Annotated in this window: 12 protein-coding genes; 5 read left to right on the top strand and 7 right to left on the bottom strand. The window is 70.5% G+C overall.

What is annotated here, in order from left to right; translation table 11 throughout:
* Positions 1-17: 17 nt before the first annotated feature.
* The 6 genes from sucD to ACW9J6_RS17975 all read right to left on the bottom strand — a co-directional run bounded on the left by sucD (position 18) and on the right by ACW9J6_RS17975 (position 6,558).
* Positions 18-902, bottom strand: a complete 885-nt coding sequence (gene sucD, locus ACW9J6_RS18000) for a succinate--CoA ligase subunit alpha (protein ID WP_457117869.1) — start codon at positions 900-902, stop codon at positions 18-20.
* A 34-nt stretch (positions 903-936) separates the two neighbouring features.
* The gene (gene sucC / locus ACW9J6_RS17995) at positions 937-2,133 is read right to left on the bottom strand and encodes an ADP-forming succinate--CoA ligase subunit beta (RefSeq protein WP_457117868.1); all 1,197 of its coding nucleotides are present in this window, start codon (positions 2,131-2,133) and stop codon (positions 937-939) included.
* Between the two features lie 119 nt (positions 2,134-2,252).
* Positions 2,253-3,215 carry a malate dehydrogenase gene (gene mdh, locus ACW9J6_RS17990; RefSeq protein WP_457117867.1) on the bottom strand — a complete coding sequence of 321 codons (963 nt, stop codon included), beginning with the start codon at positions 3,213-3,215 and terminating at the stop codon, positions 2,253-2,255.
* 250 nt (positions 3,216-3,465) lie between these two features.
* The gene (locus ACW9J6_RS17985) at positions 3,466-4,188 is read right to left on the bottom strand and encodes a TetR family transcriptional regulator (protein WP_457117866.1); all 723 of its coding nucleotides are present in this window, start codon (positions 4,186-4,188) and stop codon (positions 3,466-3,468) included.
* An 805-nt stretch (positions 4,189-4,993) separates the two neighbouring features.
* On the bottom strand, positions 4,994-5,938 hold the full coding sequence (locus ACW9J6_RS17980; RefSeq protein WP_457117865.1) for a DnaJ C-terminal domain-containing protein: 945 nt from the start codon (positions 5,936-5,938) through the stop codon (positions 4,994-4,996).
* Positions 5,939-6,054: 116 nt separating this feature from the next.
* Positions 6,055-6,558, bottom strand: coding sequence for an RT0821/Lpp0805 family surface protein (locus ACW9J6_RS17975; RefSeq protein WP_457117864.1), 504 nt, complete (start codon positions 6,556-6,558; stop codon positions 6,055-6,057).
* 111 nt (positions 6,559-6,669) lie between these two features.
* Here ACW9J6_RS17975 and pdxH point away from each other — a divergent pair, with 111 nt between their 5' ends.
* From pdxH to ACW9J6_RS17950, 5 genes are all read left to right on the top strand, one after another.
* Positions 6,670-7,266, top strand: a complete 597-nt coding sequence (gene pdxH / locus ACW9J6_RS17970; protein ID WP_457117863.1) for a pyridoxamine 5'-phosphate oxidase — start codon at positions 6,670-6,672, stop codon at positions 7,264-7,266.
* Between the two features lie 140 nt (positions 7,267-7,406).
* Positions 7,407-8,129, top strand: a complete 723-nt coding sequence (locus ACW9J6_RS17965; protein ID WP_457117956.1) for an SDR family NAD(P)-dependent oxidoreductase — start codon at positions 7,407-7,409, stop codon at positions 8,127-8,129.
* Positions 8,122-9,141 (top strand): hypothetical protein, encoded by a 1,020-nt coding sequence (locus ACW9J6_RS17960; protein WP_457117862.1) that lies wholly within the window; start codon positions 8,122-8,124, stop codon positions 9,139-9,141. Before ACW9J6_RS17965 ends, ACW9J6_RS17960 begins: the two co-directional genes overlap by 8 nt.
* Entirely contained in the window at positions 9,138-9,593 is a 456-nt protein-coding gene (locus ACW9J6_RS17955) for an NUDIX hydrolase (RefSeq protein ID WP_457117861.1), read from the top strand. The genes ACW9J6_RS17960 and ACW9J6_RS17955 overlap by 4 nt, the downstream gene beginning before the upstream one ends.
* Entirely contained in the window at positions 9,590-10,036 is a 447-nt protein-coding gene (locus tag ACW9J6_RS17950) for a TIGR02301 family protein (protein ID WP_457117860.1), read from the top strand. Before ACW9J6_RS17955 ends, ACW9J6_RS17950 begins: the two co-directional genes overlap by 4 nt.
* Positions 10,037-10,656: 620 nt before the next feature.
* On the opposite strand, the gene ACW9J6_RS17945 is transcribed toward ACW9J6_RS17950, so the two are convergent.
* Positions 10,657-13,818: a multidrug efflux RND transporter permease subunit gene (locus tag ACW9J6_RS17945; protein ID WP_457117859.1), complete on the bottom strand. Its 3,162-nt coding sequence runs from the start codon at positions 13,816-13,818 to the stop codon at positions 10,657-10,659.
* Positions 13,819-13,821 lie beyond the last annotated feature (3 nt).

Genomic DNA, 13,821 nt, shown 5'->3' with positions numbered 1-13,821 from the left:
GACGCATCGATCGGAGGTTAGCCCTTCAGGACCTCGACGAGGGTCTTGCCGAGCCGGGCCGGCGACGGGGAGACGCGGATGCCGGCCTCCTCCATGGCGGCGATCTTGTCCTCGGCGCCGCCCTTGCCGCCCGAGATGATCGCGCCCGCGTGGCCCATGCGGCGGCCCGGAGGCGCCGTGCGGCCGGCGATGAAGCCGACCATCGGCTTCTTGCGCCCGCGCTTGGCCTCGTCGCGGATGAACTGCGCGGCTTCCTCCTCGGCCGAGCCGCCGATCTCGCCGATCATCACGATCGACTCGGTCTTCTCGTCGCGGAGGAACATCTCCAGCATGTCGATGAACTCGGTGCCCTTGACCGGGTCGCCGCCGATGCCGACCGCCGTCGTCTGGCCGAGGCCCTCGTTCGAGGTCTGGAACACCGCCTCGTAGGTCAGCGTGCCGGAGCGCGACACGATGCCGACCGAGCCGGGCTTGAAGATGTTGGCCGGCATGATGCCGATCTTCGACTCGCCCGCCGTGACGATGCCGGGGCAGTTCGGGCCGATGAGCCGCGACTTCGAGCCTTCGAGCGCCCGCTTCACCCGCACCATGTCGAGGACCGGGATGCCCTCGGTGATGCAGACGATGAGTGGGATCTCGGCCTGGATCGCCTCGCAGATCGCGTCGGCGGCGCCCGGCGGCGGCACGTAGACGACCGAGGCGTCGGCGCCGGTGGCCGCGCGGGCCTCCTGCACCGTGTCGAAGACGGGCAGGCCGAGATGGGTCGAGCCGCCCTTCCCGGGCGAGGTGCCGCCGACCATCTTGGTGCCGTAGGCGATCGCCTGCTCGGAATGGAAGGTGCCGTTCTTGCCGGTGAAGCCCTGGCAGATCACCTTGGTGGTCTTGTCGATCAGGATGGACACGGACGTGAGCTCCGGTGCTTAGCGTTTCAGGGCGTCAGCGCTGGCGCACGGCCGCGACGATCTTCTGGGCGGCGTCGTCGAGATCGTCCGCCGGGATGACGTTCAGCCCGGACGAGCGGATGATCTCCTTGCCCTTCTCGACGTTCGTGCCCTCCAGGCGCACCACCAGGGGCACCTGCAGGCCGACCGCCTTCACGGCCGCGATCACGCCGTTGGCGATCACGTCGCACTTCATGATCCCGCCGAAGATGTTGACGAGGATCCCTTTCACGTTCGGGTCGGCGGTGATGATCTTGAAGGCCGCCGTCACCTTCTCCTCGGAGGCGCCGCCGCCGACATCGAGGAAGTTCGCCGGCTCCTCGCCGTAGAGCTTGATGATGTCGAGCGTCGCCATGGCGAGGCCGGCGCCGTTGACCATGCAGCCGATGGTGCCGTCGAGCGCGATGTAGGCGAGGTCGTACTTCGAGGCCTCGATCTCCTTCTCGTCCTCCTCGGTGGTGTCGCGCAGCTGCACGATCTCCGGGCGGCGGTAGAGAGCGTTCGAGTCGAAGGAGATCTTGGCGTCCAGGCACTTCAGATGCCCGTCCGTGGTCACGATCAGCGGGTTGATCTCCAGCATGCTCATGTCCTTGGCGGTGAACGCCTGGTAGAGCTTAGCGGTGAGATCCTCCGCCTCCTTGGCGAGCGGGCCGGTGAGGCCCAGCGCCTTGGCCACCGCGCGGCCGTGGTGGGGCATCACGCCAGTGGCCGGATCGACCGAGAAGGTGACGATCTTCTCAGGGCTGTCGTGGGCGACCTGCTCGATGTCCATGCCGCCCTCGGTGGAGACCACGAACGCGACCCGGCCGGTGGCGCGGTCGACCAGCATCGAGAGGTAGAACTCGGTCTCGATGTCCGAGCCGTCCTCGACGTAGAGGCGGTTGACCTGCTTGCCGGCCTCGCCGGTCTGCACGGTCACGAGGGTGCGCCCGAGCATCTGCTCGGCGAAGGTCTTCACCTCCTCGACCGACTTGGCGAGGCGCACGCCGCCCTTCTCGCCGGCCTCGGCCTCCTTGAACTTGCCCTTGCCGCGCCCGCCGGCGTGGATCTGGGACTTCACCACCCAGAGCGGCCCGCCGAGCTCCTTGGCGGCGGCCTCGGCCTCGCTCGCCTTGAAGATGGCCTTGCCGTTCGACACGGGCAGGCCGAACTCCTTCAGCACCGCCTTGGCTTGGTATTCGTGGATGTTCATGGATGCTTCCCGATAGGCGAATGGCGAATGGCGAGTGGCGAATGGCAGTCGGCGCGGAACGGGGACGCCGCGGGCGCCCCCATTCGCTATTCGCCATTCCCCATTCGCCCCCTGGCCTCTCAGGCCAGGGCGGAGTTGATGCCCTTGCAGGCCTCGACCAGGCCCTTCACCGAGGCGACGGACTTGTCGAACATCGCCTTCTCCTCCGGGGAGAATGCGACCTCGACCACGCGCTCGACGCCGTTCTCGCCGATCACGATCGGCACGCCGATGAACAGGCCGTCGATGCCGTACTGGCCCGACAGGTGGGCGGCGCAGGGCAGGACGCGCTTCTTGTCCTTCAGGTAGCTCTCCGCCATGGCGATGGCCGAGGCCGCCGGGGCGTAGAAGGCCGAGCCGGTCTTGAGCAGGTTGACGATCTCGCCGCCGCCCTTGCGGGTCCGCTCGACCATGGCGTCGAGCTTCTCCTGGGTGGTCCAGCCCATCTTCACGAGGTCGGGCAGGGGCACGCCGGCCACCGTCGAGTAGCGCACCAGCGGCACCATGTCGTCGCCGTGGCCGCCGAGCACGAAGGCGGTGACGTCCTCGACCGAGACCCCGAACTCCTCGGCCAGGAAGTGGCGGAAGCGGGCGGAATCGAGCACGCCGGCCATGCCGACGATCTTGTTCGGGGCGAGGCCCGAGAACTTCTGCAGCGCCCAGACCATCGCGTCGAGCGGGTTGGTGATGCAGATCACGAAGGCGTTCGGGGCATGCGTCTTGATGCCGGTGCCGACCTGCTCCATCACCTTCAGGTTGATGCCGATCAGGTCGTCGCGGCTCATGCCGGGCTTGCGCGGCACGCCCGCGGTGACGATCACCACGTCGGCCCCCGCGATGGCGGCGTAGTCGCTGGCGCCCGCGTACTTCGCGTCGAAGCCGTCGACCGGGGCGGATTCCGCGATGTCGAGGCCCTTCCCCTGCGGGACGCCGTCGGCGATGTCGAACAGGACGACGTCGCCGAGTTCCTTGAGGCCGACGAGGTGCGCGAGGGTTCCGCCGATCTGCCCGGCGCCGATCAGCGCGATCTTCTTGCGTGCCATATGAGAACCGATCCTTCGCGGCTTTGGGTGGAACCGTCTGGGGCCGGGGTCCGCCTCGCGAGGTGCCCCGCGCCGGCGCGGCTTGTTTGGCCGAAAAGCCAATGGCGGACAACCCGAAGCCGCTCCCGGACGCAGGGTTCGGGCCGCCCCGACCCTCTCCCGGATCCTCATGCGGATCCGATTTCTTCTCTAGCTCAACATCTTAGCAGAACACACAGGGATTGTTACATCATGCCCCGAATGTCATTCGTCAGAGCGTCCCGGTGCGCAGCACCCGCAGGATCGCCCGGATGACGGCGCCGAGCCGCGCCTCGATCAGGTCCCGCGGCACCTCCGCGTCGAGCTGGATCGAGGCCGGATGAAGGAAGCGGTGGCTGGCGTCGAACACGAAGGCGAGCGCCCGCTCCCGGTCGCGGAGCTGGAAGGCCCCCCCGTTCAGCCCCTCGTCGACGACGCGCTCCACGAGGGTGCGCAGGCGGCCGCGGTGGCGCCGGGCGATCGGGCGGGACTCCACCGTCGCGTCGAGATGGACGGCGAAGAGGTGCGGGTCCTGGGCGAGCACCTCCCGCTGCAGGGCCGCGAGAGCGGTGAGCAGGCGCTCCAGCTTGTCGTCGGCCGGGTCGGGGGCGTCCGCGATGGCGGCGAGTTCCGTCTCGACCTCCCGCTGCCAGCGCCCGGCCACCGCGTCGACGAGCGCGGTCTTCGACGGGAAGTAGCGGTAGACGTTGGCGTGCGTCATGCCCGCCTCGGCCGCGACGGCGACCACCGTGACCTGCCGGTGCCCGACGCGGCGCAGGTGCTCGGCCGCGATGGCGAGGAGGCGCGCATCGGCCGAGGGCGGAGCCGCCCGGGCGCGGGCGGCCGGGGCCACGACGAGTTGCCCGTCGGGCGACAGCCGCACGGCGCCGGCCCGGGCGCGCCGGGGCGGATCGGCCTCATCGTGGGGACTGGCACCGGGACGGGTGCGAGGCATGCGGGCGCTGTCGACTTCCAGGCGGAGGGAGTGCGGGGCGGCCCGCTTCTTGACGCGCGAGGTTAGCCGGGTGCGAAGGGAGCGGAAAGCCCTTGCGATCGGAGGGGCGGGCACCGGGGGATGAACCCCTCCCCCCTCCGCGGACAGGGCTGTTCGGGGAAAATCAGAGGCACTTCTCCCCTCTCCCGAGTGGGCTAGCGTGTTCACACTTCTCCTATCGGAATGAAAAAGCGCTTCTTTCGCAGTCGCTTGAACGGAACCGAGGAGACCCGCGGGATCCCCTCCCCCGTGCGGGAGAGGGGTAGGGGTGAGGGTCCCGGACCGTGCCGCAAGCATCCGCAATGGTCGGTGCTGGTAGCGGGACGGTTCAGTTTTCTTGCTGAACCACCTGGACCCTCACCCCTGCCCCTCTCCCGCACGGGAGAGGGGTTCCCCGCGCCCCACCCGAGAACCGTCGTGTGTCGATGTAAACATCTGCCCTGTTTGTATTTTTGGCGTTCTGTGAATCCGCAAGCCCGAGTGGGAGAGGGGCCGGGGGATCGGAGATCCTGCGTGAGGGTGGCTCGGCTTCAGCAAAATGTCAGAACCGTCGCGCTGCCAGCGGCGCGGTCCCGCCTTCTTGCTGAAGCGTCCGTCCCTCACCCCTACCCCTCTCCCACTCGGGAGAGGGGATCCCGCGCGAGCTGGACACGCGGAGTTTGTTGTCTGAACGGCGTTGTCCGGAAACCAAGGCGCAGTCCAGGGGCCTTGGATTGTCCCCGGACAGCCGCGCCACGGAGCCGGGTCCACCCCGCCCGCCCGCTCCTCACCCGGTGGTGGCGCGAGCGCTGCGCCGCTTGCGGGCGTAATCCAGGAGCGCCTCGTCGGCGGTCTCGGGGAGCACGACGGCCACGTTCGCCAGGAGATCGCCCCGCGTGCCGTCCTTGCGCGGCAGGCCCTTGCCGCGCAACCGGAAGGTGCGGCCGGAACTCGTCATCGGCGGGATCTTCATCTCGACCGCGCCGGTGAGGGTCTGGATCCGCACCGGGCCGCCCAGCACCGCGTCCTCGAGGGGCACCTCGACGCTGGTGCGCAGGTCCGCCCCCTCGATCTGGAAGCGCGGATCGGCGGCGATGCGGATGGTGAGGAGCGCGTCGCCCGCGTCGCCGCCGCCCCGGCCGGGATGGCCGAGGCCGCGCAGGCGGATGACCTGCCCGTCCGTCACGCCCTTGGGCACCACGACGTCCACCTCGCGGCCCGACGGGAGGGCGAGCCGCAGCTTGGCCTCGCTCGCCACCTGGTCGAGGGAGACGGTGAGTTCCGCCGCGACGTCGTCGCCCTTCTGCGCCGTGGTGCGCGCGCCGCCGGCCGCGCCGGCGCTGCGGAAGGCCTCGCCGAAGAGGTGGGAGAAGATGTCCTCGCCGAAGCCCGCGCCGCCCCCGGGCGCCGCGCCGCCACGCGCGCGGGCCATCGACTCGAAGTCGAAGCCCGAGAAGCCGCCGCGCGGGCCGCCGCCGCCGCCGAAGCCCTCGAAGCCCTGGAAGCGCGGCTTGCCCTCGGCATCGATGGCGCCGCGGTCGAACTCGGCCCGCTTCTTGGCGTCACCCAGGATCTCGTAGGCCTGGTTGACCTCCGCGAAGCGGTCCTGGGCCTTCGCGTCGTTCTTGTTGCGGTCGGGGTGATGGACCTTCGCCAGCTTGCGGAAGGCCTTCTTGATCTCCGCCTCGTCGGCGGTGCGGCTGACGCCGAGCACGTCGTAGGGGTTGCGCATGGGATCCGAATGCCGTTGCGGAGCCCGAGGGGCGCTCCGTGATGAAGTCCGTCGGCGTCCATGTGGGGGATGTGTTGCCGCATTGCAACGCAGAGCCCCGGACCTCCCGCCGCCCGTCAGGCCGGGACTCGCGTCGCCTTCAGGCTCTTCAGCTCCCAGGCGCCGCCGGACGGGCGGCAGCCGGTGCCGCGCACGAAGCGGCTTCCCGTGGGCGCGATCACCGTCGCCAGGAAGTTGCGGCAGATCTCGTCGCGGGAGACGTAGGGCAGGCCGGTCGGGTTGACCATGCCGCGCATCCGGGACTCGGGATTGTCCCACTTCACCGGCTGCCCGTTCCCCTGCGGGTCGAGCGCCACGGCGAGCGCCGCCTTGGCGCGGCGCCAATCCTCCTCCGAGAGGTCGCCGCCGAAACTCCGCGGCGCGACCGGGCCGATGCTGCCGGTCGTCGGCGGATCCTCCGCGGCCGGCGCGGCCGCCTCGGGCTGCGCCTGGAACACGAGCAGGGGCTGGCTGCACCCGGCCACGCCGAGCAGGCCGCCCGCCGCGACCGAGACGGCGAGCGCCAGGACGCCCGGGCGCCGTGTCGCTGGCCCATTCCCTTTACAGACGTGCCGACGCATTACACCTCTACCGAGCGCGGGACGGGCCCGGGACGCCGACGCGACGCTGCGACGCCGGGCTGCCCCCAGATCCGGTTGTCACATGGGAAGGACGATGCCGTGGCCGCGTTAATGAACGGTGAGTTCACCGAGCGCACCGATCCCCTGGCGCTGTTCCGCGACTGGTTCGCGGAGGCCGAGCGGAGCGAGCCCGAGGATCCGAACGCCATGACGCTCGCCACGGCCGGCCGGGACGGCCTGCCGGACGCGCGCATCGTCCTGCTCAAGGGCTTCGACGCGCGCGGCTTCGTGTTCTACACCAACTCCCGCTCCGCCAAGGGCCTCGAACTCGCCGAGAACCCGCAGGCGGCGCTCCTGTTCCACTGGAAGAGCCTGCGCCGGCAGGTGCGCGCCCGGGGCCCGGTGTCCCGGGTCGAGGAAGCGGAAGCCGACGCCTACTTCGCGAGCCGCCCCCGCGACAGCCGGCTCGGCGCCTGGGCGAGCCAGCAATCGCAGCCGCTGGAGAGCCGCGGCGCCCTGGAGCGGGCGGTGGCGGAGGTCGGAGCGCGCTTCCCCGAGGGCGAGGTGCCGCGCCCGCCCCACTGGACCGGCTTCCGGGTGGCGCCCGTGGCCCTGGAATTCTGGCAGGACGGCGCCTTCCGGCTGCACGACCGGGTGCGGTTCACCAAGGCCGGCGACGGCTGGGAGAAGGCGCGCCTGTTCCCGTGATGCTGCGCTGCGGCACCGCGAGGCTGGATTTCCGCCGGCCCCGGGCTTAGACCTTTCCACGACGCGCGCCGCGCGGCGGCGCGCCGTCACCGGATTCGAGAGCAGCCTTGGCCCAGTCCAGCAACGAACGCCGGCGCGTGATGCTCCTCACCGGCGCGAGCCGCGGCATCGGGCACGCCACCGTCAAGCGCTTCTCGGCCGCGGGCTGGCGCGTCATCACCTGCTCGCGCCACGCCTTCCCGGAAAACTGCCCCTGGGAGATGGGGCCGGAGGACCACCTCCAGGTCGATCTCGCCGATCCGCAGGACACGATCCGCGGCGTCGAGGAGGTGGCGCGGCGGCTGGAGGCCGAGGGCGGCCTGCTCCACGCCCTCGTCAACAACGCCGGCATCTCGCCCAAGGGCGAGGGCGGCGAGCGGCTGGGCGCGATCGCGACCCCGTTCGGCGACTGGCAGCGGGTCTTCCAGGTCAACTTCTTCGCGCCGATCCTGCTGGCGCGGGGCCTGTGCAACGAACTCACCCGGGCGCGCGGCTCGATCGTGAACGTGACGTCGATCGCCGGCTCGCGGGTGCATCCCTTCGCGGGGGCGGCCTACGCCACCTCCAAGGCGGCCCTCGCCGGCCTGACCCGCGAGATGGCGGCGGATTTCGGCCCCCTCGGGGTGCGGGTGAACGCGATCTCGCCCGGCGAGATCGACACCTCGATCCTCTCGCCCGGGACCGAGAAGCTGGTGGCGCAGATCCCGCAGCGGCGCCTCGGCACCCCGGACGAGGTCGCCAAGGCGATCTACTTCCTGTGTACGGAAGCCTCGTCCTACGTGAACGGGGCGGAGCTCCACATCAACGGCGGGCAGCATGTGTGACCGGAGGGGGCTCGCGCTCGCCCTCCTGATCGGCCTCGCCGGCCCGGCGCGGGCCGAGCCCACGGTCACGCTGCTTCCCCTCCCCTTCCGGGTGACGCAGATCCGCGGCCCCGGCAGCGAGCCCGCGCTCGCGGCCGAGACGTCCGGCCTGCTGCCGCGGCGCCCGGGCGGCGTCGCCGTCGCCTGGGGCGAGGCGGGCGGGGCCGTGCTCACCCTCGGCGAGGGCGGTGTCGCCGCGACGCCGATCCCGGCCGAGGCCGCCGAGGGCCTCTCGGCTTCCGAGACGCCGCGGGGCGCCGTGCCCGGATCCCGCCGCGCCCTGTCGGGGCCGGTCTCGGCCTTCCTCAGCCATCCCCGCAGCGGTCCCGACGGGCGCCCGGCCGCCACCTCGGTGACCGTGCGCGAGCGCCAGCCGGTGGCGCCGAGCGCGGACCCGAAGCCGGTGCCGATCGCGACCTCGACCGTGCCCGCCGGGGACGACGCGGTGTTCGGCGGCGAGGCCGTCCAGGCCTTCGACCTCGACGGGCGGGTCCACCTCGTGACCGCCAAGCGCAGCGGCGACCGCGCGAGCCTCGCGGTGATCGCGCGCCAGGGCGAGACCTGGGGCGTCGCCGCGGAGAGCCCCGCCGAGGCCGGCCTCCCAGGGCCGGTGGCGGCCGGGGATTTCGAGGGGTCGGGCCGTGCCAGCCTCGCGTCCGTGCGTGAGGGCGGCGAGGGCCGCCTGCAGCACTGGCGCCTCGGGTCCGGCGGGCTCGCACTCGCGGGCGAGGCGCCGGGCTACGCCGAGGGCGGCGCCCCCGTCGATCTCGACGGAGGCGCCCCGGCGCTGGCGGTCCCGACCCGGGACCGGACGGCCCTCGCCCTGGTGTCGCTGAAGGGCGGCATCCACGAGCGCGCCCGCATCCCCCTGCCGGCCCCGGCGCGGGCCGCGCCGGTGGTGCTCGGGAGCGGACGCTCGCTCCACATCCTGGTCGCCCTCGAGGACGGCCGCGTCGCCGACCTGCGCCCGTGACGGCGACGAACCCGAACGGCCGGCGCTACCCGGCCCGCCCTTTCCTCGCCGCCTCGGTGGCGGTGGTGCGCGGGGGCCGCGTCCTCGTCGCCTCCCGCGGCGGCGCGCCCCTGCACGGGCTCTACTCGCTGCCCGGCGGGCTGGTGGAGCCCGGCGAGCGCCTCGCCGAGACGGCCCTGCGGGAACTGCGCGAGGAGGTCGGCGTCGAGGCGGAGATCGTCGCGTCCCTGTTGCCCACCGAGGTGATCGAGCGCGACGACGACGGCCGCGTTCTGCACCACTTCGTGATCCTGGCCCACGCGGCGCGCTGGCTGCGCCACGAGCCGATGCGGGGGGACGAGGCCCTCGACGTGCTCTGGGTGACGCCCGAGGAGGCGGCGGCGCTGCCGACCACCGCGGGTCTGCTGCCGATTCTCGCGCAGGCGGTCGCGGCCGTGGAGGGCTGCGCGTGAGGCGGGGACTGGCCCTGGCGCTCGCCGCGACGCTCGGGCTCGCCTCCCTCGACGGCGCCCTCGCGCAGAACCGCCCGAAGCCTGCCGCCCCGGCGAAGCCGCCGGAGAAGGAGGCGCCCGCGCCCGCCCCCACGGACGTTCCGGCGCCCTACGACAAGGATCTGCTGCGGCTCTCCGAGATCATCGGGGCGCTGAGTTTCCTGCGCGACCTCTGCGGCCAGCCCGACGCGGCCGAGTGGCCGGCCCGGATGAAGGCGCTGATCGAGGCGGAGGGCACCACGCCGGGCCGCCGCGACCGCATCGCCGGCGCCTACAACCGCGGCTATCGCGGCTACGCGATCAATTACCGGGTCTGCACGCCCGCCGCCCAGGAGGCCGCGACGCGGTTCATCGCGGAGGGCGAGCGGCTGAGCACCGCCCTGGCGGGGCGGTTCGGGGGGTAGCCACCGCGGCGTTCGGAGGAAGGCGCGCGGGTCAACCCTCCCTCCTCTGCGGGCTTACCGTGTGCACACATTTCGATAGCCGGCTCATCGAATGACCGCGCCTGGAGCGCGCGACACTCCTCATGCTGAGGTGCCGCGCAGCGGCCTCGAAGCACCCAGAAGGCTGATCCAAGAGAAAAGCCCCCTTGGAGGAGATGCTGTGGGGTGCTTCGAGGCTCGCTCCGCTCGCACCTCAGCATGAGGAGATGGGTTTATTGCCATTAATGGGATATTATGCTTTGTTTTGCGTTCCTATTGCTGTGTGAAATCTGATACATATCCAGAATGTACGACTGAGAATTTGTCCCGCAATGTCGGTCAGATGGTCAGGGCATCCCCGCGGATCAGCCCCGATGCGCTCGTCGGAGGCCTTGCGACGGCTTCATCTCTCGGACTGACAGAGATGGATTTTTCGGAGTTGTGTGCACACGGCAGCCGATACGGGGGAGTGTGGCGAACGGAGTAAGCGCAGCGGGACGAAGTCGCGCCGAGAGGAGAACCCCGTTTCTGAATGTGGCGCCCGTCGCCACGGTTCCAGTCTATCCGGCACCGGGGCGCCCCTCTCCTGCCCGGCGCCTCCCCTACTCCGCCGCCTGCAATTCCCGGCCCGGTCCGTACTCCTCCGCCTCGCCGTCCTCGCCCCGTCCGTCGTCCGGCTCGTCGGGCTGGCGGCCGGCGAGCCAGTTCGCCAGGCGGTCGAGATACACGTAGATCACCGGCGTCGTGTAGAGCGTCAGCACCTGGCTCACCGCCAGGCCGCCGACCATCGCGTAGCCCAGCGGCTGGCGGATCTCCGAGCCGGTGCCGGTGCCGAACATCAGCGGGATGCCGCCGAGGAGCGCCGCCATCGTGGTCATCAGGATCGGGCGGAAGCGCAGCACCGCCGCCCGCCGGATCGCCTCCTCGGGATGCAGGTGCTCGCTGCGCTCCGCCGCGATGGCGAAGTCGACCATCATGATCCCGTTCTTCTTCACGATGCCGATCAGCAGGATGATGCCGATCAGCCCGATCAGGCTGAAGTCGAAGCCGAAGGTCAGCATCATCGCCAGCGCGCCCACGCCCGCCGAGGGCAGGGTCGAGAGGATCGTCAGCGGGTGGATGTAGCTCTCGTAGAGCACGCCGAGGATCAGGTAGACCACGATCAGCGCCGCCACGATCAGCAGCGGCACGGTGCTGAGCGATTGCTGGAAGGCCTGGGCGGTGCCCTGGAAGCCGCCGACCACCGTCTGCGGGACCTGGATCTCGCGGCTCGCCTGCTCGATCGCCGTCGTGGCCTGGCCCAGCGCCACGTTCGGCGCGAGGTTGAAGCTGATCGTCACCGCCGGGAACTGGCCCTGGTGGCTGATCGAGAGCGGCCGCACCGGGTCCGTGGTCCAGGAGGCGAAGGCCGCGAGCGGCACCTGCCCGCCGGTGGTCGGAGACTTCACGTAGATGTTGCGCAGCGTGTCCGGCGTACCCTGAAGGACCGGCAGGATCTCCAGGACCACGTGGTAGCTGTTGAGCTGCGTGAAGTACTGGGCGATCTGACGCTGGCCGATCGCGTCGTAGAGCGTGTCGTCGATCAGCTGCGGCGTGATGCCGTAGCGAGAAGCGGCGTCGCGGTCGATCTTCAGCGTCAGCGTGGTGCCGCTGGTCTGCTGGTCGGTGGCGACGTCGCGCAGCTCCGGCAGCGTCTTCAGCTTGTCGAGGATCCGCGGCGACCAGGTGTTCAGCTCGTCGAGATCCGGATCCTGGAGCGTGTACTCGAACTGCGTGCGCGACGAGCGCGCGCCGGTGCGCACGTCCTGCGCCGCCTGCAGGAACACCTTCACGCCCATGAGCTTGTCGAGCTTCGGGCGCAGCCGCCCGATGATCTGGAAGGCGTCCGCCTGCCGGTCGTGGCGGGGCTTGAGCGTGATGAACATGCGGCCGGTGTTGAGCGACTGGCCGTTGCCGCCGATCGACATGGCGACGCTGGCCACGTCAGGATCGGCCTGAATCACCTTGCCGACCTCCTCCTGGCGCTTCTGCATGGCCGTAAAGGAGATGTCCTGGCCGGCTTCCGTGATGCCGGTGATCAGGCCCGTGTCCTGCTGTGGGAAGAAGCCCTTCGGAATGATCATGAACAGGTGGACGGTCAGCGCCACCGTGGCGAGGAAGGTGAGCAGCGTGATGAAGCGGTGGCGCAAAGCCACGTCGAGGGTGCGGGAATAGCCGTTCACCATCGCCTCGAAGATCCGCTCGCTGAAGCGGTAGAGGCGGCCGTGATGCTCCTCGCTGTGGGGCTTGAGGAAGCGCGAGGCCATCATCGGCGTCAGCGACAGCGACACGAAGGCCGAAACGCCGATCGCCATCGCCAGCGTGACCGCGAATTCGCGGAAGAGCCGCCCGATGATGCCGCCCATCAGCAGCAGCGGGATCAGCACCGCGACGAGCGAGATCGAGATGGAGACGATGGTGAAGCCGATCTCGCCCGCGCCCTTGAAGGCCGCCTCGCGGGGCTTCATGCCCTCCTCGATGTAGCGGGCGATGTTCTCCAGCACCACGATGGCGTCGTCGACCACGAAGCCGACCGCGATGGTGAGCGCCATCAGCGACAGGTTGTCGAGGGTGTAGCCCGCCATCCACATCAGCGCGCAGGCGCCGAGCAGCGACAGCGGCACCGTGATGCTCGGGATGATCGTCGCCCACAGGCTGCGCAGGAACACGAAGATCACCGCCACCACGAGCCCGATCGTGAGGAGCAGCGTGAACTGCACGTCCTCGACCGAGGCGCGGATGGTCTGGGTGCGGTCGCTCAGGAGGTCGACCTTGATCCCGAGCGGCAGCGAGGCGCGCAGGCGCGGCAGTTCCGCCTTGATGCGATCGACCGTGTCGATCACGTTGGCGCCCGGCTGCTTGAAGATAACCAGGAACACGCCGCGCTTGCCGTCCGCCCAGGCCGCCTGCTTGGCGTCCTCCGGCCCCGCCACGGCGTGGCCGATGTCCTTCACCCGCAGGGGCGCCCCGTTGCGGTAGGCGATGATGACGTTGTCCCAGTCCTTCGCGTCCGTGAGCTGGTCGTTGGCGTAGACCGTGAAGCTGCGCGTCGGCCCGTCGAAATTGCCCTTCGGGTTGTTGACCGTGGTGATCGAGAGCTGCGTGCGCACGTCCTCCAGGGAGAGATCCTTGGCGACGAGCTTGGCCGGATCGACCTGGATGCGCACCGCTGGCTTCTGCTGGCCGCCGATCAGCACCTGCGCGACGCCGGAGATCTGGCTGAGGCGCTGGGCGAGCTGCACGTCGACCGCATCGTCGACGTCGATCAGCGGCATCGTGTCGGAGGTCGCCGACAGGAGAAGGATCGGCGAATCGGCCGGGTTCACCTTGCGGTAGGTCGGCGGGCTCGGCAGGTTCTTGGGCAGCTGCCCGCCCGCCGCGTTGATCGCCGCCTGGACGTCGTTCGCCGCCGCGTCGATGTTGCGGTTGAGGTCGAACTGCACCGAGACCGACGAGATGCCGAGCGAACTCACCGACGTCATCTGGCTGACGCCGGGGATCTGGGCGAACTGGCGCTCCAGGGGCTGGGCCACCGAGGAGGCCATCGTCTCCGGGCTGGCGCCGGGGAGCTGCGCGGTCACCTGGATGGTCGGGAAGTCGACCTGCGGCAGCGGCGCGACGCCGAGGAGCGGATAGGCCACGATCCCGACGAACAGGATCCCCGCCATGATCAGCGAGGTCGCGACCGGGTAGCGGATGAAGTAAGCCGAGATGCCGCCCTTCATCGC

It is taken from the genome of Methylobacterium sp. JK268 (assembly GCF_054052225.1).
The sequence above is the reverse complement of the archived record's forward strand: the minus strand, read 5'-3'. Positions and strand labels throughout refer to the sequence as shown.